25 protein-coding genes are annotated in these 25,188 nt (G+C 61.7%); 17 read left to right on the top strand and 8 right to left on the bottom strand.

Going from position 1 to position 25,188, the window contains the following annotated elements; all coding sequences use genetic code 11:
- Positions 1 to 92: 92 nt before the first annotated feature.
- The 9 genes from rpsM to LC343_RS14345 all read left to right on the top strand — a co-directional run bounded on the left by rpsM (position 93) and on the right by LC343_RS14345 (position 7,533).
- Entirely contained in the window at positions 93 to 461 is a 369-nt protein-coding gene (gene rpsM, locus LC343_RS14385) for a 30S ribosomal protein S13 (RefSeq protein WP_223477845.1), read from the top strand.
- 123 nt (positions 462 to 584) lie between these two features.
- Complete coding sequence (gene rpsK / locus LC343_RS14380) at positions 585 to 974, top strand: 30S ribosomal protein S11 (RefSeq protein ID WP_223477844.1); 390 nt, start codon at positions 585 to 587, stop codon at positions 972 to 974.
- 90 nt (positions 975 to 1,064) lie between these two features.
- Entirely contained in the window at positions 1,065 to 2,075 is a 1,011-nt protein-coding gene (locus tag LC343_RS14375; protein ID WP_223477843.1) for a DNA-directed RNA polymerase subunit alpha, read from the top strand.
- A 39-nt stretch (positions 2,076 to 2,114) separates the two neighbouring features.
- A complete protein-coding gene (rplQ, locus tag LC343_RS14370; protein WP_223477842.1) occupies positions 2,115 to 2,543 on the top strand; it encodes a 50S ribosomal protein L17 in 429 nt (142 codons plus the stop codon).
- A 103-nt stretch (positions 2,544 to 2,646) separates the two neighbouring features.
- Positions 2,647 to 4,155, top strand: a complete 1,509-nt coding sequence (locus LC343_RS14365) for a DegQ family serine endoprotease (RefSeq protein WP_428982572.1) — start codon at positions 2,647 to 2,649, stop codon at positions 4,153 to 4,155.
- 1 nt (position 4,156) lies between these two features.
- On the top strand, positions 4,157 to 5,470 hold the full coding sequence (locus LC343_RS14360; protein WP_223477840.1) for a replication-associated recombination protein A: 1,314 nt from the start codon (positions 4,157 to 4,159) through the stop codon (positions 5,468 to 5,470).
- A 27-nt stretch (positions 5,471 to 5,497) separates the two neighbouring features.
- The gene (locus LC343_RS14355) at positions 5,498 to 6,097 is read left to right on the top strand and encodes a flavodoxin domain-containing protein (protein ID WP_338018594.1); all 600 of its coding nucleotides are present in this window, start codon (positions 5,498 to 5,500) and stop codon (positions 6,095 to 6,097) included.
- A 52-nt stretch (positions 6,098 to 6,149) separates the two neighbouring features.
- Positions 6,150 to 6,527, top strand: a complete 378-nt coding sequence (gene crcB / locus LC343_RS14350) for a fluoride efflux transporter CrcB (protein WP_223477838.1) — start codon at positions 6,150 to 6,152, stop codon at positions 6,525 to 6,527.
- 16 nt (positions 6,528 to 6,543) lie between these two features.
- Entirely contained in the window at positions 6,544 to 7,533 is a 990-nt protein-coding gene (locus LC343_RS14345; protein ID WP_223477837.1) for an RluA family pseudouridine synthase, read from the top strand.
- A gap of 42 nt (positions 7,534 to 7,575) precedes the next feature.
- Here LC343_RS14345 and LC343_RS14340 read toward each other — a convergent pair whose 3' ends face one another.
- From LC343_RS14340 to LC343_RS14325, 4 genes are all read right to left on the bottom strand, one after another.
- Complete coding sequence (locus LC343_RS14340; RefSeq protein ID WP_223477836.1) at positions 7,576 to 9,150, bottom strand: MBL fold metallo-hydrolase RNA specificity domain-containing protein; 1,575 nt, start codon at positions 9,148 to 9,150, stop codon at positions 7,576 to 7,578.
- A gap of 96 nt (positions 9,151 to 9,246) precedes the next feature.
- The gene (locus LC343_RS14335; protein WP_223477835.1) at positions 9,247 to 9,675 is read right to left on the bottom strand and encodes an FKBP-type peptidyl-prolyl cis-trans isomerase; all 429 of its coding nucleotides are present in this window, start codon (positions 9,673 to 9,675) and stop codon (positions 9,247 to 9,249) included.
- 230 nt (positions 9,676 to 9,905) lie between these two features.
- Positions 9,906 to 11,312 carry a type I glutamate--ammonia ligase gene (glnA, locus tag LC343_RS14330; protein ID WP_223477834.1) on the bottom strand — a complete coding sequence of 469 codons (1,407 nt, stop codon included), beginning with the start codon at positions 11,310 to 11,312 and terminating at the stop codon, positions 9,906 to 9,908.
- Between the two features lie 61 nt (positions 11,313 to 11,373).
- Complete coding sequence (locus tag LC343_RS14325) at positions 11,374 to 11,712, bottom strand: P-II family nitrogen regulator (RefSeq protein ID WP_223478095.1); 339 nt, start codon at positions 11,710 to 11,712, stop codon at positions 11,374 to 11,376.
- Positions 11,713 to 11,925: 213 nt separating this feature from the next.
- Between LC343_RS14325 and LC343_RS14320 the strand changes: the two genes are divergently transcribed.
- Positions 11,926 to 13,452, top strand: a complete 1,527-nt coding sequence (locus tag LC343_RS14320; RefSeq protein ID WP_223477833.1) for an NAD(P)H-hydrate dehydratase — start codon at positions 11,926 to 11,928, stop codon at positions 13,450 to 13,452.
- 3 nt (positions 13,453 to 13,455) lie between these two features.
- Here the strand turns inward: LC343_RS14320 and LC343_RS14315 are convergent, their stop codons facing one another.
- From LC343_RS14315 to uvrA, 3 genes are all read right to left on the bottom strand, one after another.
- Entirely contained in the window at positions 13,456 to 14,268 is an 813-nt protein-coding gene (locus LC343_RS14315; RefSeq protein ID WP_223477832.1) for a DUF72 domain-containing protein, read from the bottom strand.
- Positions 14,269 to 14,368: 100 nt separating this feature from the next.
- Positions 14,369 to 14,857 carry an Hsp20/alpha crystallin family protein gene (locus LC343_RS14310; RefSeq protein ID WP_223477831.1) on the bottom strand — a complete coding sequence of 163 codons (489 nt, stop codon included), beginning with the start codon at positions 14,855 to 14,857 and terminating at the stop codon, positions 14,369 to 14,371.
- A 116-nt stretch (positions 14,858 to 14,973) separates the two neighbouring features.
- Positions 14,974 to 17,892, bottom strand: coding sequence for an excinuclease ABC subunit UvrA (gene uvrA / locus LC343_RS14305; protein ID WP_223477830.1), 2,919 nt, complete (start codon positions 17,890 to 17,892; stop codon positions 14,974 to 14,976).
- Positions 17,893 to 18,145: 253 nt separating this feature from the next.
- Here uvrA and ssb point away from each other — a divergent pair, with 253 nt between their 5' ends.
- On the top strand, positions 18,146 to 18,640 hold the full coding sequence (ssb, locus tag LC343_RS14300) for a single-stranded DNA-binding protein (RefSeq protein ID WP_223477829.1): 495 nt from the start codon (positions 18,146 to 18,148) through the stop codon (positions 18,638 to 18,640).
- 10 nt (positions 18,641 to 18,650) lie between these two features.
- A complete protein-coding gene (locus LC343_RS14295; protein ID WP_223477828.1) occupies positions 18,651 to 19,061 on the top strand; it encodes a hypothetical protein in 411 nt (136 codons plus the stop codon).
- Positions 19,062 to 19,071: 10 nt separating this feature from the next.
- Here LC343_RS14295 and LC343_RS14290 read toward each other — a convergent pair whose 3' ends face one another.
- Positions 19,072 to 19,698: a MarC family protein gene (locus LC343_RS14290; protein ID WP_223477827.1), complete on the bottom strand. Its 627-nt coding sequence runs from the start codon at positions 19,696 to 19,698 to the stop codon at positions 19,072 to 19,074.
- Positions 19,699 to 19,865: 167 nt separating this feature from the next.
- On the opposite strand from LC343_RS14290, the gene gyrA reads away from it, so the two are divergent.
- From gyrA to LC343_RS14265, 5 genes are all read left to right on the top strand, one after another.
- Positions 19,866 to 22,664 (top strand): DNA gyrase subunit A, encoded by a 2,799-nt coding sequence (gene gyrA, locus LC343_RS14285; RefSeq protein WP_223477826.1) that lies wholly within the window; start codon positions 19,866 to 19,868, stop codon positions 22,662 to 22,664.
- A 60-nt stretch (positions 22,665 to 22,724) separates the two neighbouring features.
- Positions 22,725 to 23,351: a LysE family translocator gene (locus LC343_RS14280; protein ID WP_223477825.1), complete on the top strand. Its 627-nt coding sequence runs from the start codon at positions 22,725 to 22,727 to the stop codon at positions 23,349 to 23,351.
- 258 nt (positions 23,352 to 23,609) lie between these two features.
- Positions 23,610 to 23,969 carry a hypothetical protein gene (locus tag LC343_RS14275; RefSeq protein ID WP_223477824.1) on the top strand — a complete coding sequence of 120 codons (360 nt, stop codon included), beginning with the start codon at positions 23,610 to 23,612 and terminating at the stop codon, positions 23,967 to 23,969.
- Between the two features lie 60 nt (positions 23,970 to 24,029).
- A complete protein-coding gene (gene coaD / locus LC343_RS14270; RefSeq protein WP_223477823.1) occupies positions 24,030 to 24,524 on the top strand; it encodes a pantetheine-phosphate adenylyltransferase in 495 nt (164 codons plus the stop codon).
- A 26-nt stretch (positions 24,525 to 24,550) separates the two neighbouring features.
- Positions 24,551 to 25,153 carry a peptidylprolyl isomerase gene (locus LC343_RS14265; protein ID WP_428982558.1) on the top strand — a complete coding sequence of 201 codons (603 nt, stop codon included), beginning with the start codon at positions 24,551 to 24,553 and terminating at the stop codon, positions 25,151 to 25,153.
- Positions 25,154 to 25,188: the final 35 nt, after the last annotated feature.

Below are 25,188 nucleotides of genomic sequence, written 5' to 3'. Positions count from 1 at the left end.
TGCCGTTTGGTTGGGAAACCCGCAAGGGCCGGCCTCCACCGGACGCGGGGCAACAATAAACGCCGGTTCACCCGGCATACATGGAGAACAAAATGGCACGTATAGCCGGTGTTAACATACCGACCGGAAAGCGCGTTGTGATCGCGCTTCAGTATATTCACGGTATCGGTGCGACTTTCGCTCAGGAAATCGTCGAGAAGAACAACATCCCCGCAGAGCGCCGGGTGCATGAACTGACCGACGCCGAAGTCATGGGCATTCGTGAAACCATCGACCGCGACTATCAGGTCGAAGGCGATCTTCGTCGCGAAGTTTCGATGAACATCAAGCGTCTGATGGACCTTGGCTGCTATCGCGGCCTGCGCCATCGCCGCAACCTGCCGGTGCATGGTCAGCGCACGCACACCAATGCCCGTACCCGCAAGGGTCCGGCAAAGGCGATCGCCGGCAAGAAGAAGTAATTGGGCGAATAGCGAGGCCGCGGTTGGCGAACAGGACTTTCTGCTCGCCGGTTCGCTGCTCACTGTTTGCTCCCCAGGTGTAGCCGCTGGAACTACGGCGGTGCAGAGATCGAAAGGACTACCATGGCAAAGGATGCCGGACGCGTTCGCCGCCGCGAGCGTAAAAACATTTCGTCGGGCGTGGCGCACGTCAACTCGACTTTCAACAACACGATGATCACCATCACCGACGCGCAGGGCAATACGATTGCCTGGTCTTCGGCCGGCATGCAGGGCTTCAAGGGCTCGCGCAAGTCGACGCCGTTCGCCGCGCAGGTTGCGGCCGAGGACTGCGCCAAGAAGGCTCAGGATCACGGTATGCGTTCGCTGGAAGTCGAAGTCTGCGGCCCGGGATCCGGCCGTGAATCGGCTCTGCGCGCCCTTCAGGCTGCCGGGTTCACCATCACGTCCATCCGCGACGTGACGCCGATCCCGCACAATGGCTGCCGTCCGCGCAAGAAGCGCCGGGTGTAAGTACAAGAAGGGCGACGCCGATCCTGCGTCGCCCGTTTTCAGGTCTGTTGCCACGAATGGATGGTGGCAAGGAAGCTGAGGGAAACTGCCGTGATACACAAGAACTGGCAAGAACTGATCAAGCCGAAGAAGGTCGAGTTCAAGAGCGGAGGCACCAACAAGGTCACGCTCATCGCCGAACCGCTGGAACGCGGGTTCGGTCTGACGCTCGGCAACGCGCTTCGCCGCGTGCTTCTTTCGTCGCTGCGCGGCGCGGCTGTGACCGCCGTGCAGATCGACGGCGTGCTGCATGAATTCTCCTCGATCGCCGGCGTGCGCGAGGACGTGACGGACATCGTCCTGAACATCAAGGAAATCGCCATCCGCATGGAAGGCGACGGTCCGAAGCGCATGGTCGTGCGCAAGCAGGGCCCGGGCGTCGTTACCGCCGGCGATATCCAGACGGTCGGCGATGTCGAGATCCTCAATCCGGATCACGTCATCTGCACCCTCGACGAGGGCGCGGAGATCCGCATGGAATTCACCGTCGACAACGGCAAGGGCTACGTGCCGGCCGAGCGCAACCGCGCCGAGGACGCGCCGATCGGCCTGATCCCGGTCGACAGCCTGTATTCGCCGATCCGCAAGGTCTCCTACAAGGTGGAAAACACCCGTGAAGGCCAGGTTCTCGATTACGACAAACTGTCGATGACGATCGAGACCAACGGCGCGGTGACGGCCGAGGACGCAGTCGCGTTTGCGGCACGCATCCTGCAGGATCAGCTCGGCGTCTTCGTCAATTTCGAAGAGCCGCAGAAGGAAGTCCAGGAAGAACAGGTCCAGGAACTGGCGTTCAACCCGGCTCTCCTCAAGAAAGTCGACGAACTCGAATTGTCGGTGCGTTCGGCGAATTGCCTGAAGAACGACAATATCGTCTATATCGGCGACCTGATCCAGAAGACGGAAGGCGAGATGCTTCGCACGCCGAATTTCGGCCGCAAGTCGCTGAACGAAATCAAGGAAGTGCTGGCGTCCATGGGTCTCCATCTCGGTATGGAAGTCCCGGCTTGGCCGCCGGAAAACATCGAAGACCTCGCGAAACGCTACGAGGATCATTACTGATCGCCGGCAACACCGGCCTAACACGCAAGGAGAAGGCTCATGCGCCACGGAAAATCGGGCCGCAAGCTGAACCGCACTGCTAGCCACCGCAAGGCGATGTTCGCCAACATGGCGGCTTCGCTTATCGAGCATGAGCAGATTGTGACGACGCTGCCCAAAGCCAAGGAAATTCGTCCGATCGTCGAGAAGCTGGTTACGCTCGGCAAGCGCGGCGATCTACATGCCCGCCGCCAGGCGATCGCCGCGATCCGCGACGAGACCCAGGTGCGCAAGCTGTTCGATGCGATCGCGACGCGTTACGCCGATCGTAATGGCGGCTATCTGCGGATCATGAAGGCGGGCTTCCGCCATGGCGACAATGCGCCGATGGCAGTCATCGAGTTCGTCGACCGCGATGTCGACGCAAAGGGAGCGGGCGACCGCGCCCGGGTCGAGGCAGAAGAGCAGGCTGCCGAAGAAGCAGCCTGACAATAGTCCCGAGGGACTGTCTGAAAATGGGGCCTTTTATGGCCCCTTTTTTTCGTTATGTTGGCGCGAATCTCAGGCGGTCAGGGAGCTTTTCATGTCATCGATGCGTATTTCGCGCGTGGTGCTCGCAGTGGCATTGGTTCTGGGAACAGCGTTCGCGCCGGTCCATGCCCAAAGCATCGAAGAGGGCGTCAACAACCTGCTTGAAGATCTCTTCGGGGGCGGTAATTCGCGCCAGAAGCCACCGCGTCCCGGAAATCCCGCCGATGCCGACGGACCGCGTCGCGTCCCTGCCAGTCAAGGCGAGATTCAGCTTTCCTTCGCGCCGCTGGTGAAGCGGACGGCGCCCGCCGTCGTCAACGTCTATGCAGCCCGCATCGTGCAGCAGCGCTCGTCGCCATTTCAGGGCGATCCCTTTTTCGAACATTTCTTCGGTCGGAATTTCGGTGGACCGGCCAAGCCGCGCATGGAGCAGTCGCTCGGATCCGGCGTCATCGTCGATCCGTCCGGCCTGATCGTCACGAATAACCACGTCATCGGCAATGCCGACGAGATCAAGGTTGCCCTGTCGGATGGCGAGGAATTCGAGAGCACGGTCGTTTTGCGCGACGAACGTTCCGACCTTGCGGTGTTGCGCATCGATGCTGGCCGGCAGCTGGATTATATCGAACTGGACGATTCCGACGCGGTCGAGACGGGTGACCTCGTGCTCGCGATCGGCAATCCGTTCGGTGTCGGGCAGACCGTCACCTCGGGCATTGTATCGGCACTTGCGCGGACCCGGATCGGCGTCTCGGATTTCGGATTTTTCATCCAGACCGATGCGTCCATCAATCCCGGAAATTCCGGCGGTGCGCTGATCGCCATGTCGGGCCGGCTGATCGGTATCAACTCTGCCATTTTCTCTCGGTCGGGCGGCTCCAACGGTATCGGTTTTGCGATCCCGTCCAACATGGTGCGTGCGGTGCTCGATCAGGTTCGCGGCGGTGCGGACGCCTTCGAGCGGCCTTATCTCGGGGCCGAGTTCTCGGCGGTCACCGCCGAGATCGCCGAAAGCCTCGGCATGCGGCGGCCGGTGGGCGCGATCGTGCGCAGTATCGACCCGGGCAGTCCCGCGGACCGGGCCGGCCTGAGTGTCGGTGACGTGGTTCTGAGCGTCGACCGTCATACGATCGAACATCCTGACGCCATCTTCTATCGCCTCGCGACTGCCGGGCCCGGACGCACGGTGACATTCGCCCTGTTGTCTCGCGGGAAACGCCTCGCACTCGATATCCGGCTCGAGAAAGCACCGGAATCCGTTCCCGCAAACGAGACGACGATTACCGGTTCAAATCCGCTCGCCGGCGCAAGCGTTGCGAATATCTCACCGCGCATCCTGAACCGGATGAATATCCGTTTCCGGGGAGACGGCGTGATCGTCACGGACATCAGGCGTGGCTCGCCCGCGATGAAGTTCGGCTTCCGTCCCGGTGACATACTGGTGAAGATCAATGGCACGAACATCAGGGAGGTTGGTGATGTTGCCGCGACCGTTGAGGACGGCAAGCGGTCCTGGAGCTTCGAGGTCAATCGCGGCGGCCGCCTGATCCGCCAGTATTTCCGCGGTTAGCATGAGCGATCTTTTTGCAACGCCGGATACCGGTGCGGCGGTCTCGGCGCCGCGCCCGCTTGCCGACCGGCTGCGGCCGGAGCGGCTCGACGACGTCGTGGGACAGGATCATCTGACCGGGCCGGACGGTGCACTGACCAGGATGATCGCATCCGGCAGTCTGGGCAATGTCATCTTCTGGGGGCCGCCGGGCACCGGCAAGACGACCATCGCACGCTTGCTCGCGGGCGCGACCGGACTGCATTTCGAGCAGATATCCGCAATCTTCAGTGGCGTCGCCGACCTGAAGAAGGTCTTCGAGGCGGCGCGGCTGCGGTTGCGCAATGGCAAGCAGACATTGCTGTTCGTCGACGAGATTCATCGCTTCAACCGCGCGCAGCAGGACAGCTTCCTCCCGGTCATGGAGGACGGCACGATCCTTCTTGTCGGCGCTACGACCGAGAATCCGTCCTTTGAACTGAACGCCGCCTTGCTTTCGCGCGCGCGTGTCCTGACGATGAAACGGCTTGAAGAGGATCATCTGGAGCGCCTTTTGCAGCGCGCGGAGGCGCTGACGGGCACGGCATTGCCGGTTACTCCCGAGGCGCGCATCCTGCTCACTGGCATGGCCGACGGCGACGGCCGTGCCGTTCTGACGCTGGCCGAGGAAATTCTTCGTGCGGCAAAGCCCGACGAGACACTTGATGAGGATGGCGTGCGGCGCATTCTGCAGCGGCGCGCACCAATTTACGACAAGGGGCAGGACGGCCACTACAACCTGATCTCCGCGCTGCACAAATCGGTTCGCGGATCCGATCCGGATGCGGCGCTCTACTATCTCGCCCGCATGTTCGACGCTGGCGAGGACCCGCTTTTCATCGGCCGGCGGCTCGTTCGCATGGCGAGCGAGGATATCGGTCTCGCCGATCCGCAGGCCTTGTCGATCGCATTGTCCGCCAAGGAAGCCTATGACTATCTGGGATCGCCCGAGGGCGAACTCGCGCTGGCGCAAGCCTGCATCTACCTCGCAACCGCGCCGAAATCGAACGCGGCCTATGTCGCGTTCAAGGCGTCGATGCGGGCTGCGAAGGAGAACGGCTCGCTGTTGCCGCCGATGCATATCCTCAATGCGCCGACTAAGTTGATGTCGAAGGAGGGGTATGGCGACGGCTATCGCTATGACCATGACGAACCCGACGCTTTCTCCGGGCAGGACTACTTCCCGGAAGCACTGGGACGGCAGAATTTCTACGAACCGGTCGAGCGCGGATTTGAACGCGAGATCCGCAAACGACTGGACTACTGGGCGCAACTGCGGAACAAGAAAAACTCCTGAACGCCGGGTTTGATCGTTATCAAGGCGATGCCGGGCGGCGGGTGGCACTTGGTTCGCCGAATGGAGGAAAGCATGCGAATTCTGCTCGTTTATGCGACCGTTGAGGGTCAGACACGCAAGATTGCCGACCATGTGGCCGAGAGGCTTTCGGGCGGTGGAAACGACGTGACGCAGATCGACGCCACCGATGTACATAAAGCGCCCGACGCGAGCGCCTTCGACGTCGCGATCGTGGCCGCGCCGGTTCATATCGGTACGTTTCCGGCGCAGTTGCGCCGCTTCGTGGAAAAGAACAGTGCAACGCTGATGGCCCGCCCGGGCGCATTCGTTTCCGTATCTCTCACTGCGGCATCGGCGGATGAGAGCGAGATCGCCGAACTCGATCAGATCGTCGAGAAGTTCAGCCAGGAAACCGGCTGGTGGCCTGTATCGATCCACAACGCCGCTGGCGCGCTCAAATACACCGAGTACGACTTCTTCCGCCGCTGGATGCTGAAGCGCATAGCCCGGAAAGAGGGCGGGCCGACCGACACCAACCGCGATCACGAGTTCACCGACTGGGTGGCGCTGGACAAGTTCGTCGACGAATTCGTCGCACAGGCTCCGCACGTCGCCGGAAAGATCTGAAGCCGACGCGCCGGGGCTTTCGCGCCGGCGGGCCATGGAGTAGGACGACTCCATGTCTCATCTTCTACTCGTGGCCCTTGGCGGCGGTCTTGGCGCATCCGCCCGTTACCTGACCAATCTTGCCGCGCTCCGGATCGCCGGGCCGCATTTCCCCTGGGGCACGATGATCGTCAACATCGTCGGGTCCTTCGCCATGGGTGTTCTCGTGGCTTGGCTCGCGCGGCGGACCGGAACCAGTATGGAATTGCGCAGCTTCATCGCCACGGGTTTCCTCGGCGGCTTCACGACGTTTTCGGCGTTCTCGCTCGATTTCGCATTGATGTGGGAGAGGGGCAACCAGTGGCCGGGTGCGATCTATCTTGCCGCCAGCGTGGCGCTGTCGATCCTTGCCTTGTTCGCCGGGCTGACGCTCGTGCGCAGTGTAGTCTGACGGCGGAGAACCAAAGATGGCGAACGTCGAGCAGAAGACGGTGGAGGACGACGAGGCGGGAATGCGTCTCGATCGCTGGTTCAAGGTCCATTATCCGGACCTTGCTTTCGGTGCATTGCAGAAACTGCTGAGAACCGGCCAGGTCAGGGTCGACGGTGGCCGCGCCAAGTCGGAAACGCGGCTCGAAGCGGGGCAGACTGTGCGCATTCCTCCAATGGCGGCGGCGAGTGTGCTCGAAAAGGGGCCGATGACCGCCCGCACGATTCGCAACCAAAGCGACGAAGAGGCCCTGAAGCGGATGATCCTCTTCGAGGACAAGAAAGTTCTTGTTCTCAACAAACCGGCGGGTCTCGCGGTTCAGGGCGGTTCGGGCCTCAACAGGCATATCGACGGCATGCTCGAGGCGCTGCGCAACGCCAAAGGCGAGAAGCCGCGCCTCGTGCACCGTATCGACCGCGATACGTCGGGTATCCTTGTCGTGGCGCGGACACGCGGCGCGGCGCAGAAACTGACCGGTTCATTCCGGACACGCGACACCCAGAAGACCTACTGGGCGTTGGTCAAGGGCGTCCCGAAGAAGCGGGAAGGGCGCATCTCGACCTGGCTGCTCAAGGAGCAGACGCCCGACGGTGACAAGATGCGCGTGTGCAAACATGGCGAACCCGACGCGGACCACGCCGTTTCGGATTACCGCGTTGTGCAGGTCGCCGGCCACCAATTGTCATGGCTGGAGATGGAGCCGGTCACCGGGCGCACGCACCAGCTCCGCGTTCACGCCGCGCATATGGGCAATCCGATCCTCGGCGACCCGAAATATTTCGAGGATGATCCGAATTGGGAGTTTCCGGGCGGGATGCAGAAAAAGCTGCACCTGCATGCGCGGCGCATCGTGATTCCTCATCCCGACGGCGGCGTCATCAATGTGACCGCGTCCTTGCCGCCGCACATGGTGCAGAGCTGGAACCTGCTCGGGTTCAAGGAGTCCGACGCCGACACTGAGGAGTGAAGGCACGCCTGACTTCTGCTCCGTCGGCGGACCCGTAGCCTTTTAAAGCGCCTTGCTCAGGCCGGCGATGATCTCGCGGCGTTCTTCGTCGTTCTTGGCGTCTTGCAGGCGCCGTGTGAGGGTGACGAGGAACGCGGCGTAATCGTTATTCCAATCGGTCAGCAATTCCGCCTGCGGCACGCGCTGTGGCAGGCGTCCCTTGGATTTGGCGTCACCGGCCACGAGCTCGAACGATTCGTCCATCTGCGGCAGGACGATATGTTCCGGGTCGAACCCACGCGTTGCCAGCAGGCGCGCCATTTCCTCGCGGGCATCGTCATCGCCATGGTTGAGAAACAGGCGTCCAACCACGGGTCCGCGCTCCTCGACCCAGTCGAGCAATTCCGACTGGTCGGCATGGGCGGAATAGTTGCCGAGCTGGCGGATTTCCGCCTTCACCATGAACTCCTTGCCGTGAATGCGAACGACGGGCTCGCCGCTGGTGATGAAATATCCCAGCGTTCCGGGGGCCTGGTAACCGGCAAAGAGGATCGTGGCATTCGGGCGCCAGATATTGTTCTTGATGTGATGCTGGATGCGCCCCGCATCGGCCATCCCGCTGGCCGAGATGATGATCGCGCCGCCGGTGATTCGGTTGATCGCCTTGCTCTCCTCGACATCCTGAACGAGGCGGAAGCGCGGATCGCGAAAGAGCGCGGCTTCGTCGAGCTCGACGTCGTCGAGCGTGCCCGCGTGCTTGATGAAGACTTCCGTCACGGCCTTGGCGAGCGGTGAGTCGAGAAAGACCGTCGTTTCCGGCAGTTCGCCATTCGCGAGCAGGACACCGATATCGTGCAGGAGTTCCTGGCTGCGTTCGACCGCGAAGGCCGGGATCACCACATTGCCGCCGGCCGACAATCCGCGCACGAGTTCCTTTCGGAGCATTTCGCGGCGGACTTCCAGCGTGTAGTCGTCTCGCTCGCGGTCGCCATATGTGCTCTCGCAGATGACGTAGTCGAAGCCACGCTCTGCTTCAGGCTCGGGATGGAAGACTTTCTCCTCGGGGCCGATGTCGCCCGAGAACAGCATGCGCATCGTGTTGCCGCCGTTATCGTCCTCGATCTTCAATTCGGCGGAGGCCGAGCCCAGGATGTGGCCGGCGTTCCAGAAACGGACATGGATGCCGGGCTTCGGCTCGAACCATGAGTCGTAATCTTTGGTGCGGAGCAGTTCCAGAGTCGCGCGCGCGTCTTCTTCGGAGTAGATCGGCTCAAGCGGTTCCTCGCCCTTGCGCTGGCGCCGGCGATTGTAGCGCTCGGTGTTGGACCGCTGGATCTTGGCCGAATCCAGCAGCATGAAGCTCAGCAGATCGGCGGTCGGGGGCGTGCAGTAGATGGGTCCGGAAAAGCCATGCTTGACCAGTTTGGGCAGGAGCCCCGAATGATCGATATGGGCATGGGTGAGAATCAGGAAGTCGGCGCCGGGGTCGAACGGGAATGGCTGATCGTTGAGCGCCCGTATCGTCTTGTTGCCCTGGAACATGCCGCAATCGACGAGAAAGCGGGCATTGGCGGCCTGCACCATCGAGCAGGAACCGGTTACGGTCCCCGCCGCGCCGTAGAAAGAAAGCGTTGCCATGAAATTGTCTCCCGGTTCCTCTGAGAACCGGTGTGGCAAATCCGGCCCTTGCGGGCAAGGGGCGCGAAGCCGATGCCTCGCACCCCGTCAAGTATGCTAGCTGACCGCAACCAGTTCCACGTCAAAAACCAGATCGCGTCCGGCAAGAGGATGGTTGGCGTCAAGCGTCACGGTGGCGTCGTCGGCCGCAACCACCGTCAGATTGATGACATTGCCGTCCTGGGCGGATGCCTGCAGGCGTGAACCGAGGTCGGTATCGACATTCGGGGGAAGGGATTCGCGTTCGACCACGTGGACGCCTTCCGGATGATGCGGGCCATAGGCCTCGTCGGAGGGGATGGTGACAGTCTTCGACTGGCCGACTTCCATGCCGCGCATGGCCTTGTCCAGACCGGGAATCACCTGTCCGGCGCCGAGCTCGAATTCGAGGGGTTCGCGTCCGTCGGAACTGTCGAAGACGGTGCCGTCCGTCAGTTTTCCTGTGTAGTGAATATGCACTTTGCTGCCGTGCTGGGCTTCGCTCATATGGCTTCTCGTTTTGGATAATGAAGGTTCTGGGCAAATCGTTCGCGCTGCCCAATGGTCGTCCGCATGCGTGTCGCGCGCGGGATTTGCAACAGCATACAAATGTGAGGTGAGGTGTAAACCCTGTCACCCCTTCCGATTTCCATGCCGGACCGGCGGTTCAACGGCATGAAAAAACCGGCGGCGCTTGCGCGCCGCCGGCTTGTAGCCCCGTCCCCTTCGCTCTGGAATCAGAGCGAGTAGTACATGTCGTATTCGACCGGGTGCGGCGTGTGCTCGTAACGGATGTTTTCCTCTTCCTTGAGCTCGAGATAGGCCTCGATCTGGTCGTCGTCGAAGACGCCGCCGGCTTTCAGGAAGTCGTTATCCTCACGGGCTGCCGCAATGGCTTCACGCAGTGATCCGCAAACGGTCGGGATGCCGGCAAGTTCTTCGGCCGGCAGGTCGTAGAGATCCTTGTCCATCGGGTCGCCCGGATGGATCTTGTTCTTGATGCCGTCGAGGCCGGCCATCAGCATTGCGGCGAAGGCAAGATAGGGGTTCGCCATCGGATCCGGGAAGCGGATTTCGACGCGCTTGCCCTTCGGCGAGCCGGAATGCGGAATACGGCAGGACGCCGAACGGTTACGCGCCGAATAGGCGAGCAGAACCGGTGCCTCGAAGCCCGGGACGAGACGCTTGTAGGAGTTCGTCGACGGGTTGGTGAAGGCATTCAGCGCCTTGGCGTGCTTGATGATACCGCCGATGTAGTAAAGGCAGGTATCGGACAGGCCGGCATAGCCGTCACCGGCCATCAGCGGCTTGCCGTCGCCCCAGATCGACTGGTGGACGTGCATGCCGGTGCCGTTGTCGCCATAAACCGGCTTCGGCATGAAGGTGACCGTCTTGCCATAGGCGTGGGCGACGTTGTGGCAGACATATTTGTAAAGCTGCACTTCATCGGCCTTGTAGGTCAGCGTGTTGAACAGCATCGACAGTTCGTGCTGAGCGGCCGCCACTTCGTGGTGGTGCTTTTCGATCTTCACGCCCATTTCGCCCATGACCGTCAGCATCTCGGAACGGATGTCCTGTGCGGAGTCGATCGGGTTGACCGGGAAGTAGCCGCCCTTGATGCGCGGACGGTGACCGAGGTTGCCGGTCTCGTAGTCGGCGTCGGTGTTGGTCGGCAGTTCGACGGAATCGACCTCGAAGCCGGTCTTGTACATGTCGGTCGAGAACTTCACGTCGTCGAACAGGAAGAATTCCGGCTCCGGGCCGAAATAGGCCGTGTCGCCGAATCCGCCGGACTTGATGTAGGCCTCGGCCTTCTTCGCGGTCATGCGCGGATCGCGGTTGTATGCCTCACCGGACATCGGCTCCAGGATGTCGCAGAAGATCGCCATCGTGGACTGCGCGTAGAACGGGTCCATGTGCGCGGTCTCGGTGTCGGGCATCAGCACCATGTCGGAGTCGTTGATGGCCTTCCAGCCGGCAATCGAGGAACCGTCGAACATGACGCCGTCGGCGAACATGTCTTCGTCGACGACCGAGGTTTCCATCGTGACGTGCTGCAACTTGCCGCGCGGGTCGGTGAAGCGCAGGTCGACGAACTTGACCTCGTTGTCCTTGATGTTCTTCAGAATGTCATTTGCACTCATTTGTCTTCCCTTTGGTTGAACTGCAAATTTTGGGGAAATGGTTTCTCGAGGAACCGTGTCGTCAGATCGCGTCCGCGCCGGTCTCGCCGGTACGGATACGGATGACTTCCTCGATATTGGAGACGAAGATCTTCCCGTCGCCGATGCGCCCGGTCTGGGCTGCATTCCTGATCGCTTCCATGGCCGCTTCGACGGTATCGTCCGCGACCACGACCTCGACCTTCACTTTCGGGAGAAAGTCCACGACATATTCGGCGCCCCGGTAGAGCTCGGTATGGCCCTTCTGGCGGCCGAACCCTTTTGCTTCCGTGACGGTAATGCCCTGGAGGCCCACCTCCTGCAAAGCTTCTTTCACTTCATCGAGTTTGAACGGTTTAATGATCGCTTCGATCTTTTTCATGTACAGGCAAGCCTCCACGGTAAAGTCTGGCGCTACACAAGCAGATGGCGTGCCAATTTTGAACTGCGTCGTTTTGCCATGGACAAGTTCGCCGAAGCCCAACAATCTCGGCTTTGCCATCTGCGGTGCGCGCCGTGTTTCGCGCCTAGCTACATATGGAATGCACAACCAATAGGCAAATTGCATAATTTGTAATCACATAAGAGGTTCGAAATGGAGTCCGCGACGGACGCCCGTCATGAGAATGCGATCCTGACTTGCGCGCGGATGGCGCGTGCAGATGCCTTCTCAATTCGCAATGCCTATGCATCGGGCATCACCCTGATGCGCAATGCCGGGGCGGCGGTTGCCGACTGCGTGCTTGCCGGTTTCGGAGATGCGCGCCGCGCGCTGGTTCTTTGCGGGCCCGGGAATAATGGCGGCGACGGCTATGTCGTCGCACAACGGCTCGCGCAAGCAGGTGTCGCAGTCAGATTATTCGCCTTGGGCGAGCCGCGCCCGGGTTCGGACGCGGAGATTGCCCGGTCGGAATGCGCCGTGCCGGTGCTGCCGCTCGACCGGTTCGATCCCGGTCGCGATGACGTGGTGATCGATGCGCTGTTCGGTGCCGGTCTTGCACGGGGAATTACCGGCGCTGCGCTAACCGCGCTGGACAGGATGCGCGAGAGCGGCTGCCGCGTCGTCGCTGTCGACCTGCCAAGCGGCGTCAATGGCGACAGCGGCCGCGATCTCGGCGGAGCGGTGCCGGCGGATGCGACGGTCACGTTCTTTCGCAAGAAGCCCGGGCACCTTCTTTATCCGGGTAGGGCCCTTTGCGGAACGCTGGTCGTTGCAGATATCGGCGTCCGGCCCGAGGTCTTTCGGGACGACCCGCCAAACATTTTCGAGAACGGGCTCGCGCTTTGGACCGATGCGCTTCCGCGTCCGAATGCAGCCTGGCACAAATATGCCCGAGGCCATGCGGCGGTGTTTTCGGGCGGACGGCACGCGACTGGGGCGGCACGATTGTCGGCCATGGCCGCACAGCGGGCCGGGGCGGGCGCGGTGACAATCCTCGGTCAGTCCGACGCACTCGACATCCACGCCGCGCATGTGACCTCGATCATGCTCCGCTCATGCGGACCGGACGACGCCTATGACCGGCTCAGGGAACTGAAGGGCTGTCGGGGCTGCGTTCTCGGTCCCGGCTTCGGCGACCTGTCGATGGCGCGGGAGATCGCGCTTTCGCTGCTGGCGGAAAAACAGGAGAGCGGCCTGCGGCTTGTGCTCGATGCCGATGGGATTACCGCCTTTGCGGGAGATCATGCGGCATTGTTCGATGCGGCGAAGGGAAGCGAGGCTCCCGCGTTGGTTTTGACGCCGCATGAGGGCGAATTCGCGCGGTTGTTTCCCGATCTAGCGGACGATCGAACACTGTCGAAACTCGACAAAGCGCTGGAAGCGGCGAGCCGGGCGAATGCGGTCGTGCTCTACAAGGGGCCGGATACGGTGATCGCCGCTCCGGATGGACGGGCCGCGATCAATTCCAATGGAACGGCGGCGCTTGCGACCGCAGGCTCCGGCGACGTTCTGGCGGGCGTCATTGGCGGACTGATCGCGCAGGGAATGGCTCCCTTCGAAGCGGCATGCGCGGCGGCATGGCTGCATGGCGAGGCGGGCAGGGCGGCCGGACCATTGGCAATCGCCGAAGATATCGTTTCGCAAATCGCACCGGCGCTCGAGCCGCTGCTCGTCGGATAGGGTTCAGCCGGCCTTTTCGACCCGGTTCAGGAAATCGATTGCCGCGTGCGGTGCGCGGATCTTTCCCTCGTGGATGAAGTAGAGGAACACGTCGCGCGGTTTTTGTTCCGGTCGCCGGTCCGGTGCGGCAAGCGGCAGATCGTTGGGGACGCCACCTTCAGCCCAGGTGATCGCCCGTTTCGCCCAGGCGTCCATGGTGTCCGGCGAATAGGCCGTCGGGATTGAATCGTCGCCCGTCTGCAGGCGCGCATAGACGAAATCGGCGGTGACGTCGGCGATGGCCGGATAGGTGAAATGGTCGGCATAGACGATGGCCGCGCCATACGCGGCGGCCAGTTCGACGAATGCGGGATCGATGAAGCTCTCGTGGCGCACTTCCAGAGCGTGGCGAAAGCGGACGCCGTTTTCCTCGTGCGGCAGGAGCGTCAGGAACGCTTCGAAGTCGTCGGCCTCGAACTTCTTTGTCGGTGCGAACTGCCACAGGATCGGACCGAGCTTGTCGCCGAGACCGGAAAGCTGTTGGGCGAAGAACTTGCTCAGCGAATCCGCGGCGCTGCCGAGCACCTTCTTGTTGGTGACGAAGCGGTTGCCCTTGATGGAAAAGACAAAACCGTCAGGCGCTTCGGCACCCCAGCCGGCGACCGTTTCGGGCTTCTGGCCGCGATAATAGGTGGCGTTGACCTCGATCGTGGTGACTTGACGTGTCGCGTATTCGAGCTGGCGTTTCTTCGGCAGGTCCTCCGGATAGAAGACGCCTTGCCATGGCTCGAAATTCCAGCCGCCCATGCCCGATCGAATAATACCGCGATTTGCCATGGCGCATGCTTGGCGCATGTCGCGGGCGGCGGCAACCCGAAAGCAGAAAACCGGCCGGGAAGACCGGCCGGCTCCTGACACATACTGCTATTTCCCGCTGCTACTTCTCGATGGCGATCTTGCGCGCGGCGGAGACGGACTCCGCCTTTTTCGGCATGACGACCTTCAGGACGCCCTTGTCGAATTTGGCGCTGATCTTGTCGGCATCGACGCGGTCCGGCACCGGCATGGTACGCTGGAACGAGCCATAGGATCGCTCGGTGACATGAACGTTATCCTTGTCCTCGTCGCGCCCGTGCTTTTTCTCTCCCTTCAGCGTCAGGACGCCATCGCGCACTGTCAGATCGACATCTTCCTCAGCGAGACCGGGAAGTTCCGCGGTCAGCGTGATGGAAACGTCATTCTCGGTGACGTCGATGGCGGGATTGACCAGGCCGGCGGGCATATCCGCCCAAGCCTTGGACGGCGTCGGCCAGCCGCGCCGGCCGCTGAAGAAGCTGGAGATCGCATCATCCATTTCCTTGCGGAAGTCGTCGAACATTCCGCCGGACCACATGGAAGGAACATTGCTCTTTTTGTTTTCAGCCATGAATACCTCCTTTGCGTGCCCCGTCCTCGCGGGGTGTCGGGAAGGTAGGAATTCGATTGTGAAAATTCCTTGACGGCTATCAATGGCACGGTAGCCGAGCCGCCCTCGGGAGGTAGCTATTCCGCCGCTTCGACCCTCTTCTGCGGCCGGCGTTCCAGCAGTTCGCGCAGGAACTGGCCGGTGTAGGAACGGGGTTCCCCGACCACGTCTTCCGGCGTGCCGGTTGCGACGATCTCGCCGCCGCCGTCACCGCCTTCGGGGCCGAGATCGATAATCCAGTCCGCCGTCTTGATGACTTCGAGATTGTGCTCGATCACGACGACCGTGTTGCCGGTCTCCACCAGTTCATGCAGCACATCCAGCAGCTTGGCGACGTCGTGGAAATGCAGGCCGGTGGTCGGCTCGTCGAGGATGTAGAGCGTGCGCCCGGTGGCGCGGCGCGACAACTCCTTGGCCAGCTTGACCCGCTGCGCCTCGCCGCCGGACAGCGTCGTCGCCTGCTGGCCGATCTTGATATAGCCGAGGCCGACGCGTTTCAGCGTTTCCAGCTTGTCGCGCACGGCCGGAACCGCGGCGAAGAAATCAACGCCTTCCTCCACCGTCATTTCCAGCACGTCGGCGATGGACTTGCCTTTGAAATGCACGTCAAGCGTCTCGCGATTGTAGCGGTGGCCGTCGCAGACGTCGCAGGTGACGTAGACATCGGGTAGGAAGTGCATCTCGATCTTGATGACGCCGTCACCCTGGCACGCCTCGCAGCGGCCGCCCTTGACGTTGAAGGAGAACCGCCCCGGCGCATAGCCGCGCGCCTTGGCTTCCGGCAGGCCGGCGAACCAGTCGCGGATCGGCGTGAAGGCGCCGGTATAGGTGGCGGGGTTGGAGCGCGGGGTGCGGCCGATCGGCGACTGGTCGATGTCGATCACCTTGTCGAGCAGTTCCAGGCCGTCGATACGGTCGTATTCCGCCGGGTTTTCGCGAGCGCCGTTGATGCGCCGCGCGGCCGCCTTGTAGAGCGTCTCGATCAGGAATGTGGATTTGCCGCCGCCTGATACGCCGGTGACGGCGGTAAACAGTCCGAGCGGAATTTCCGCCGAAACGTCCTTCAGGTTGTTGCCGCGCGCGCCGGATACCTTGATGGCCCGGTTCTTCCTGCGTTTGCGCCGTTCGGCCGGCACCGGGATCGCCTTGTCGCCCGAAAGATACTGGCCGGTAAGCGAAGCGGGGTTCGACATGATCTCGCCGGGCGTTCCCGAGGCGATGATCCGCCCGCCGTGAATGCCCGCCGCCGGGCCGATATCGACGACATGGTCGGCGGTCAGGATCGCGTCCTCGTCATGCTCCACGACGATGACCGTATTGCCGAGATCGCGCAGGTGGCGCAACGTGTCGAGCAGGCGGGCATTGTCGCGCTGGTGCAGGCCGATGGACGGCTCGTCCAGGACATAGAGCACGCCGGTCAATCCCGAGCCGATCTGCGAGGCGAGGCGGATGCGCTGGCTTTCGCCGCCGGAAAGCGTTCCGGAATTGCGCGACAGGGTCAGGTAATCGAGACCGACATCGTTGAGGAAGCGCAGGCGTTCGCGGATTTCCTTGAGGATCCGATAGGCGATCTCGCGATGTTTCTCGGAGAATGTCTCCTCGACCTCGTCGAACCATTTCACCGCGTTGCGGATCGAGAATTCGGTGACCTCGGAAATGTGCTTGCCGCCGATCTTCACGGCCAGCGCTTCCGGCTTGAGCCGGTAGCCGTTACAGGCAGCGCAGGGCGTTGCCGACATGTAGCGCTCGATCTCCTCGCGCACCCAGGACGAATCGGTTTCCTTCCAGCGGCGTTCGAGGTTGGGGATCACGCCCTCGAAGGTTTTCGAGGTCTTGTAGGACCGCAGCCCGTCATCATAGACGAAGTCGATCTTGCGGCTGCCGGTCCCTTGCAGCACGGCGTCACGCGCCTCGTCCGAGATCTCCGACCATTTCTGGGTGATCTTGAAGCCATAGGCCTTGCCCAGCGCATCGAGGGTCTGCCGGTAGTAGGGCGAGGAGGATTTCGCCCACGGCGCGATCGCATCGGTCATCCTGACCTCGCGTTCCGGCACGACGAGGCCGGCGTCGATCGTGCTCTGCGTGCCCAGCCCGTCGCAGGACGGGCAGGCGCCGAACGGGTTGTTGAACGAGAACAACCGGGGCTCGATCTCGGGAATGGTGAAGCCGGAAACCGGGCAGGCGAATTTTTCGGAAAAGACGGCGCGCTCATGCGTGTCGTTCTTCGACTTGTTGACCGCGTCGGCGCCGGTGTCTTCCGGCGGCAGCGGCCGGTCGGCGAATTCCGCGACGGCAAGGCCATCCGCGAGGCTGAGGCAGGTCTCGAGGCTGTCGGCAAGCCGCGCGGCGATGTCGTCGCGCACGACGACGCGGTCGACCACCACATCGATATCGTGCTTGTACTTCTTGTCGAGGGCAGGGACATCGGCGATTTCGTAGAATTCGCCATCGACCTTCACGCGCTGGAAGCCCTTCTTCATCAAGTCGGCGAATTCCTTGCGGTACTCGCCTTTTCGTCCGCGCACGATGGGCGCGAGGATATAGAGCCGCGTGCCGTCCTCATATGCCATGATGCGGTCGACCATCTGGCTGACGGTCTGGCTTTCGATCGGCAATCCCGTGGCCGGCGAGATCGGCACGCCCACGCGCGCGAACAGCAGGCGCATGTAGTCGTAGATTTCGGTGACCGTTCCGACAGTTGAGCGGGGATTGCGCGACGTCGTCTTCTGCTCGATGGAGATGGCCGGCGACAGGCCGTCGATCTGGTCGACGTCCGGCTTCTGCATCATCTCGAGGAACTGCCGCGCGTAGGCCGACAGGCTTTCGACATAGCGGCGCTGCCCCTCGGCATATATCGTGTCGAAGGCGAGCGAGGATTTGCCCGAGCCCGACATGCCGGTCATCACGATCAGCTTGTCGCGTGGCAGGTCGAGGTCGACATTCTTCAGATTATGTTCGCGGGCCCCGCGAATGGTGATGTGTTTCTGATCGGTCATGAAAGGTGCCTGTCGCGGAGGTCCGCCTGCTTCCATCATTTAAGCATGCGGCGTCTGATGTCGAGGGATCGGGGCAATCTCTGCCGACAATCCCCGACTCGCCGCATGCGCCTTGACAGAGGCATTGCGCAAACACTAGAACAATACAAGAACAAAAAGACCCTGTGGACAGTGTCAGCCGGTGTGGAGCCCGCTATCGCGCTTGAGTAGGGTAAAATCACGTATCGAACAATCAGACGGGAGTGTTGGCGTCATGGCTGGCAGTGTGAACAAGGTTATCCTCGTCGGGAATCTGGGCGCCGATCCCGAAATCCGGCGAATGAACTCGGGCGATCCGGTGGTCAATCTCTCGGTGGCGACATCGGAGACATGGCGGGACAAGGGCTCCGGCGACAGGCGTGAGCGCACCGAGTGGCATCGCGTCGTCATCTTCAACGAGAACCTCGCCAAGGTGGCCGAAAACTACCTGAAGAAGGGCGCGAAGGTTTATATCGAGGGCCAGTTGCAGACCCGCAAGTGGCAGGACCAGAACGGCCAGGACAAATACACGACCGAGATCGTGCTGCAGCGCTTCCGGGGTGACCTGCAGATGCTGGACAGTCGCGGTGAGGGCGAGGGCTCCTATAGCGGCGGCGGTCAGCAGCGGGTTGGCGGCGGTGGCGGCGGCTACGGCAATGATCGTGGTGGCCAGGCGCCGTCCGGCGGCGATGATTTCGTCCGCGACATGGACGACGAGATTCCGTTCTGAGGAATGAACCATGAATGCCCGGCGCGGGACGAGGTCTGACGCGACGGCGCTGTCGATCGCGCTCGTCACCATCGCGGCGATCCTGTTGTCCCTGACGCAGGTCTTCGCCGGCGAGGCGGATGTCGTCGCGGTCGACGCGACAGCCGAGAGCGGCGGAGCGTGGCGCTTCGACGTGACGGTGCGCCATGCCGACGAGGGCTGGGATCACTACGCCGACAAGTGGGTCGTCGAGGGGCCGGACGGTATGGTCTATGGGGAGCGGGTTCTTCTGCACCCGCACGAAACAGAACAGCCTTTCACGCGCTCACAGTCGGGCATCGCAATTCCCGGTGCCATATCTTCGGTGACAGTGAAGGCGCATGACAGCGTTCACGCATTCGGCGGTGAAGAGATGACTGTCGATCTCGACGCGTTGCGCTAACGCCGGCTGGTCAGGCCGCGATCAGCGCCTTGACGCCGTCGGCAACGAATTGCACCGCCAGCGCAGACAGGATGACGCCGAGAAGGCGCGTCAGCACTGTGCGGCCCGTGGCACCCAGCAAACCCTCGACACGCTCGGCCAGCAGAAAGATACCATAGGTCAGCAGCACGATCGCGAGCACGATGCCGATCAGCGCGGTGCGATCAATCGCGTTTGAAAAATCGCCGGACAGCAGGATGACCGCTGAGATCGCGCCGGGGCCCGCCATGAGCGGGATAGCCAGCGGAAAGACGGCGACACCGTGGATGTCATCCTGGGTAATCGCGCGTTCGGCGGCTTTTTCATGGCGTTCCTGGCGGCGCTCGAACACCATCTCGAAAGCGATCCAGAACAGCAGCAATCCACCGGCCACGCGAAATGCGGGCAACGTTATACCGAACAGTTTCAGGATCAACGTCCCGGCCAGCGCGAAGACCAGGAAGACCGCGAATGCGATCACGCTCGCGCGCAGCGCAACCTGCTTGCGTTCCGACCTATTCATGCCGGTGGTGACCGCCAGGAAAAGCGGTGCGAGGCCGGGCGGATCGATGGTCACGAAAAGCGTGACGATCGAATTGATGAGGAGGTCCATGCTCATGGTTTTGCGTAGCAGGATAGCGGCTTGGCGGGCAAGAGAGGCGCGCGATCATTCTCCGGTGGAGAAACTCACCCTATATATAGGGAAAGATGGCCGGATTGTTCGCTTTTTGCAGCCGTATCCGCTAATCTCAACACAATGATTCTGAACAGAAAAGCATAAATTCCTTGAGCGACGAAACACCAATCGGCGGGCCCGGCGGAAGCGACGGTATCGAGCCTGTCTCCATTCTGGAGGAAATGCAGCGTTCCTATCTCGATTACGCGATGAGCGTGATCGTGAGCCGGGCGCTGCCGGACGTGCGTGACGGCCTGAAGCCCGTCCATCGCCGCATCCTCTATGCAATGCATGAGGGCGGGTTCCACTGGAACCGCAAATACGTCAAGTCGTCCCGCATCGTCGGTGACGTCATGGGTAAATATCACCCGCATGGCGACGCGGCGATCTACGACGCCATGGTGCGCATGGCCCAGGACTGGTCGCTGCGCGTGCCGCTGGTCGATGGCCAGGGCAATTTCGGCTCGATCGACGGCGACCCGCCGGCGGCGATGCGCTACACGGAATCCCGGCTCGAGAAAGTTGCGCACGAGCTTCTGGAGGACATCGACAAGGAAACAGTCGATTTCCAGGAGAACTATGACGGTTCGGAAAATGAGCCGACGGTGCTGCCCGCGCGGTTCCCGAACCTTCTTGTCAACGGTTCGGGCGGCATCGCGGTCGGCATGGCGACCAATATCCCGCCGCACAACCTTTCGGAGGTTGTCGATGGCTGCATGGCGCTGATCGACAATCCCGCGATCACGCTGCCGGAGATGATGGAGTTCATCCCCGGACCGGATTTCCCGACAGGCGCGATCGTGCTTGGACGTTCGGGCATCAAGTCGGCCTATGAGACGGGCCGCGGTTCCATCGTCATGCGCGGCAAGGTCGATATCGAGCAGCGTGCCGGCGATCGCGAGTCCATCGTCATCACCGAGGTGCCCTACCAGGTCAACAAGGCGGGCATGATCGAGAAGATGGCCGAACTTGTGCGCGAGAAGCGCATAGAGGGCATCTCCGACATACGCGACGAATCCGACCGGCAGGGCTACCGCGTGGTGGTCGAGCTGAAGCGTGACGCCGTCGCTGATGTCGTTCTCAACCAGCTCTATCGCTACACGCCGCTGCAGACATCGTTTGGCGCCAACATGGTTGCGCTCAATGGCGGCAAGCCCGAGCAGATGACGCTGCTGGACATGCTGCGCGCGTTCGTCTCGTTCCGCGAGCACGTCATCAGCCGGCGTACGAAATACCTGCTGCGCAAGGCGCGTGAACGCGCGCATGTGCTGGTCGGTCTCGCCATTGCGGTCGCCAATATCGACGAGGTGATCCAACTGATCCGGAGCGCGCCGGACCCGGCGACGGCCCGCGAACAGTTGATGTCGCGGCGCTGGCCGGCGAAGGACGTGGCGCCTCTGATCGCGCTGATCGACGATCCGCGCCACGGCATCGATCCGGAAGACAACACCTACATGCTGTCGGAGGAACAGGCGCGCGCCATCCTCGATCTGCGCCTGCAGCGCCTGACCGCGCTGGGTCGTGACGAGATCGCCGACGAACTGAACAAGATCGGCGCTGAAATCCGCGATTATCTCGAAATTCTGTCTTCGCGCGCGCGCATCCAGCAGATCGTCAAGGACGAGCTGATCGCCGTGCGTGACGAGTTCGGAACGCCGCGGCGCACCGAACTTGCCGAGGGCGGTCCGGACATGGATGACGAGGACCTGATTGCCCGCGAGGACATGGTCGTCACGTTCAGCCACCAGGGCTACATCAAGCGCGTTCCGCTGCAGACCTACCGCGCCCAGAGGCGCGGCGGGAAGGGGCGTTCGGGCATGGCGACCAAGGAGGAGGATTTCGTCACTCGCCTCTTCGTCGCCAATACGCATACGCCGATCCTGTTCTTCTCGTCGCGAGGCATCGTCTACAAGGAGAAGGTCTGGCGGCTGCCGATCGGTACGCCACAGTCGCGCGGCAAGTTCCTGCGCAACATGCTGCCGTTGCAGGACGAAGAACGCATTACGACAATCATGCCGTTGCCGGAGGACGAGGATAGCTGGGGCGAACTCGACGTCATGTTCGCGACGACGAACGGCACGGTCCGGCGCAACAAGCTGTCCGACTTCGTACAGGTCAATCGCAACGGCAAGATCGCGATGAAGCTCGAGGATGACGGCTCGGAGATCCTGAATGTCGCGACCTGTTCGGAAAACGACGATGTGGTCCTGACGACCGCGATCGGTCAGTGCATCCGGTTCCCGGTGACCGACATACGCGTCTTTGCCGGCAGGAATTCCGTCGGCGTGCGCGGCATTTCTCTGGGCGATGGCGACAATCTGATTTCGATGTCGATCCTGCGGCACAGCGATGCGACGCCCGCCGAGCGGAATGCCTATCTGAAGCAGGCTTCGGCGCTGCGCAGGCATTCGGAAGATGAAGATGCCGAGGATGTGGCGCTCACCAATGAGGAAACCGAGGCCAGTGGCGACACCTTCGTCCTGACCGACGAGCAGTTCGAGCAGATGGCTGCGGTAGAGGAGTTCGTGCTCACCATCAGCGAATTCGGCTATGGCAAGCGCTCGTCCTCCTATGATTTCCGGGTCTCCGGGCGCGGCGGCAAAGGCATTCGGGCAACCGATACGTCGAAGACCGGGGAAATCGGTCCGCTGGTTGCGGCGTTCCCGGTCGATGACGGCGACCAGATCATGCTTGTCACCAATTCGGGCAAGGTGATCCGCGTTCCGGTCGAGGGTATTCGCTTCGCCTCGCGCGCCACCAAGGGTGTGACGATCTTCAAGACCGCGGAAGGCGAGCATGTCGTTTCGGTGGAGCGTATTCGCGAACCGGAGGAAAGCGCTGAAGAGGCGGAAGAGGGCCTGGATGTGCCCGATTCCGGCGATCAGACGCCTCCGGAAGACGAGGCGTGACACGGGTCTGAGGCTGTGGCTTAGTCGACCGGACAGCCACAGCCCGGGATACGCCTTATCGTGATCGACCTGAACGCCTTGCTGGCCTTTGCGATTGCCAGCTTTCTTATCGTCGTTGTCCCCGGACCGACGGTGACAGTCATCATCGCCAATTCATTGCGCGCCGGCTCGAAGGCGGGTTTGCTCAACGTGGCGGGTACGCAATTCGGCATTCTGTCGATGATCACGATCCTCGCGGTCGGCCTGAATACCGTGGTGGCGATTGTCGGCGAGGCGTTCATAGTACTGAAGGTCGTGGGCGCGCTCTACCTGATATGGCTCGGCGTCAAGCTTTGGCGGGCAGACGGATCGCTCGGGGAGGCGGATCCGAACCTGGCGAGGCGGTCGTCATGGGGATATTTCTGGCAGGGATTCGTCGTTATCTGGTCGAACCCGAAAGCGCTGTTCCTGTTCGGCGCCTTCATACCGCAATTCGTCTCGACTTCGGGAAATCCCGCCGCGCAAACGGTGCTTCTTGGCGCGACCTTTGTGGTCGTGGCGACTGTTTGCGACAGCGTTTATGCGTTCGCGGCGGGGAGAACGGGCGGATGGCTGAACCGGCGTAACATTCGACTGGTCGAACGCGTGTCCGGAACGTGTCTGATCGGCGGCGGCCTGTGGATGCTGGCTGCCCGGCGCGCCGCCTGATCGACAATTAGTGCGCGGCCTTTTTCGGCATCAGGGCCGGAACTGCGAAGGCTGCGGTAACGAGCATCATGGACATTGCGAAAAAAGCGATCATGTCGGTGTCTCCTTTGTTGAGACGGATTAAGCCTTATTTTTCACGCGGTGGATGTGCATTCGCGCACATCGTGGCAGTATGGTTCCGGGTTGGCACTGGAGGTCGCCATGTTTAAGTCCCGATATGCACTAAACGCCGCAATCACGATTTTGGTTGCAGTTGGGATGCATGCGCGGCCCGCGCAGGCGTCCGGAGACATCATCTGCGACGCGACGGACGGATCCGGTGCGTCCATTTCGATCGGTGTCGGACATCTCCCTGTTCTGCACGTGTTGAGCGCCTTTGCCACCGACGGGGTGGACACCTGGTCGACCAATGCGAGCGGCGACGAACGGCCATTCATTTTCGGGCAGGGATACGCGGACAACACGCGCGTCATCGTCGATTTCACCGATCCCAATGTCGAACGCATCGTCGTTTCGCTGCGGCTCTTCCAGGCCTCCGGCGACAAGACCTACGCCGAGGCGGGCGTGCTTTCCTTCGAGGGAGCGGCTGTTTTTCCGGTTCAGTGCATAAACGGGTGATCCGGTTTAAACCGCCGGGTCCCTTTCCCGCGCGTCGATTCTGGGCTAGAGGCTCTCGCCATGACAGAGCATGTCGCGATATATGGCGGGTCCTTCGACCCCATCACAAACGGCCACATCGATGTGTTGCGGGCCACATTGGCGGTATTCGACCGGGCGGTGATCGCTATCGGTACGCATCCCGGCAAAAAAGGGCTTTTCGACTTCGATGAGCGCGTGAGCTTGATCAAGCAAGTCATTGAAAGTGAAAATCTTTCACCAGAGCGGGTGACGATCGTCAGTTTCGATGGCTTGATCGTGAATGCCGCCCGGGACCATGGCGCGAAGGCGCTTGTTCGTGGGCTTCGAGACGGGACGGATCTCGATTACGAAATGCAGATGGCCGGCATGAACGAGATGATGGCGCCCGATCTTCAGACGGTGTTCTTTCCGGCGAGCCCCTCGGTTCGCACGATTACCGCCACATTGGTGCGCCAGATCGCGTCGATGGGCGGTGACACCAGCCCGTTCGTTCCCGCGGCCGTCGATACGGCGCTGCGCGCGAAATTCAACTGAACGCTACACTCTCGAGGAACTCACAAATGAACCTGACGAAACGCGTCTTCATGGCCGCCTGCGCGGCGACTTTCGGTATCGCGCTGGCCGGGCCAGCCGCTGTCGCACAGGAAACGACCGATCCGGAAAACACGATGATCATCAAGCTGGAAGATGGCGATGTGGTCGTGCGTCTGCGTCCGGACCTTGCGCCGAAGCATGTCGCGCAGATCAAGACGCTCGTGCGCAACGGCGAATACGACAATGTCGCTTTTCACCGCGTGATTCCGGGTTTCATGGCGCAGACCGGCGACGTCCAGTTCGGCGACATGGAGAACGGCTTTCAGCCGGGCCGTGCCGGCACCGGCGGTTCGAACCTCTCCGACATTCCGGCCGAATTCACAAGCGAACCCTTCGTGCGCGGCACGGTCGGCATGGCGCGGGCGCAAAACCCGAATTCCGCCAACTCGCAGTTCTTCATCATGTTCGATGAGGGAAGCTTCCTGAACGGCCAGTACACCGTGTTTGGTGAGGTGGTCAGCGGCATGGAATTCGTCGACAAGATCAAGAAAGGGACTCAGGCCAACAATGGCGCGGTCTCCGATCCTGACCGGATGATCAAGGTTGTCATCGCGGCGGACGCACAATAAGTCACGGCAAATCCAAAAAATCGAAGAAAGGCGCC

The organism is Oricola indica, from assembly GCF_019966595.1.
GTDB classification, from domain to species: Bacteria; Pseudomonadota; Alphaproteobacteria; order Rhizobiales; family Rhizobiaceae; genus Oricola; species Oricola indica.
Note: the sequence above shows the minus strand (reverse complement) of the source record. Positions and strands in the feature narration are given on the sequence as shown.

Excerpts from the sequence above, each read along its gene's own strand:
- rpsM (WP_223477845.1), top strand. The coding sequence starts at position 93 with ATGGCACGTATAGCCGGTGTTAACATACCGACCGGAAAGCGCGTTGTG.
- rpsK (WP_223477844.1), top strand. The coding sequence starts at position 585 with ATGGCAAAGGATGCCGGACGCGTTCGCCGCCGCGAGCGTAAAAACATT.
- rplQ (WP_223477842.1), top strand. The coding sequence starts at position 2,115 with ATGCGCCACGGAAAATCGGGCCGCAAGCTGAACCGCACTGCTAGCCAC.
- LC343_RS14365 (WP_428982572.1), top strand. The coding sequence starts at position 2,647 with ATGCGTATTTCGCGCGTGGTGCTCGCAGTGGCATTGGTTCTGGGAACA.
- LC343_RS14360 (WP_223477840.1), top strand. The coding sequence starts at position 4,157 with ATGAGCGATCTTTTTGCAACGCCGGATACCGGTGCGGCGGTCTCGGCG.
- LC343_RS14355 (WP_338018594.1), top strand. The coding sequence starts at position 5,498 with ATGCCGGGCGGCGGGTGGCACTTGGTTCGCCGAATGGAGGAAAGCATG.
- crcB (WP_223477838.1), top strand. The coding sequence starts at position 6,150 with ATGTCTCATCTTCTACTCGTGGCCCTTGGCGGCGGTCTTGGCGCATCC.
- LC343_RS14345 (WP_223477837.1), top strand. The coding sequence starts at position 6,544 with ATGGCGAACGTCGAGCAGAAGACGGTGGAGGACGACGAGGCGGGAATG.
- LC343_RS14340 (WP_223477836.1), bottom strand. The coding sequence starts at position 9,150 with ATGGCAACGCTTTCTTTCTACGGCGCGGCGGGGACCGTAACCGGTTCC.
- LC343_RS14335 (WP_223477835.1), bottom strand. The coding sequence starts at position 9,675 with ATGAGCGAAGCCCAGCACGGCAGCAAAGTGCATATTCACTACACAGGA.
- glnA (WP_223477834.1), bottom strand. The coding sequence starts at position 11,312 with ATGAGTGCAAATGACATTCTGAAGAACATCAAGGACAACGAGGTCAAG.
- LC343_RS14325 (WP_223478095.1), bottom strand. The coding sequence starts at position 11,712 with ATGAAAAAGATCGAAGCGATCATTAAACCGTTCAAACTCGATGAAGTG.
- LC343_RS14320 (WP_223477833.1), top strand. The coding sequence starts at position 11,926 with ATGGAGTCCGCGACGGACGCCCGTCATGAGAATGCGATCCTGACTTGC.
- LC343_RS14315 (WP_223477832.1), bottom strand. The coding sequence starts at position 14,268 with ATGGCAAATCGCGGTATTATTCGATCGGGCATGGGCGGCTGGAATTTC.
- LC343_RS14310 (WP_223477831.1), bottom strand. The coding sequence starts at position 14,857 with ATGGCTGAAAACAAAAAGAGCAATGTTCCTTCCATGTGGTCCGGCGGA.
- uvrA (WP_223477830.1), bottom strand. The coding sequence starts at position 17,892 with ATGACCGATCAGAAACACATCACCATTCGCGGGGCCCGCGAACATAAT.
- ssb (WP_223477829.1), top strand. The coding sequence starts at position 18,146 with ATGGCTGGCAGTGTGAACAAGGTTATCCTCGTCGGGAATCTGGGCGCC.
- LC343_RS14295 (WP_223477828.1), top strand. The coding sequence starts at position 18,651 with ATGAATGCCCGGCGCGGGACGAGGTCTGACGCGACGGCGCTGTCGATC.
- LC343_RS14290 (WP_223477827.1), bottom strand. The coding sequence starts at position 19,698 with ATGAGCATGGACCTCCTCATCAATTCGATCGTCACGCTTTTCGTGACC.
- LC343_RS14275 (WP_223477824.1), top strand. The coding sequence starts at position 23,610 with ATGCATGCGCGGCCCGCGCAGGCGTCCGGAGACATCATCTGCGACGCG.
- coaD (WP_223477823.1), top strand. The coding sequence starts at position 24,030 with ATGACAGAGCATGTCGCGATATATGGCGGGTCCTTCGACCCCATCACA.
- LC343_RS14265 (WP_428982558.1), top strand. The coding sequence starts at position 24,551 with ATGAACCTGACGAAACGCGTCTTCATGGCCGCCTGCGCGGCGACTTTC.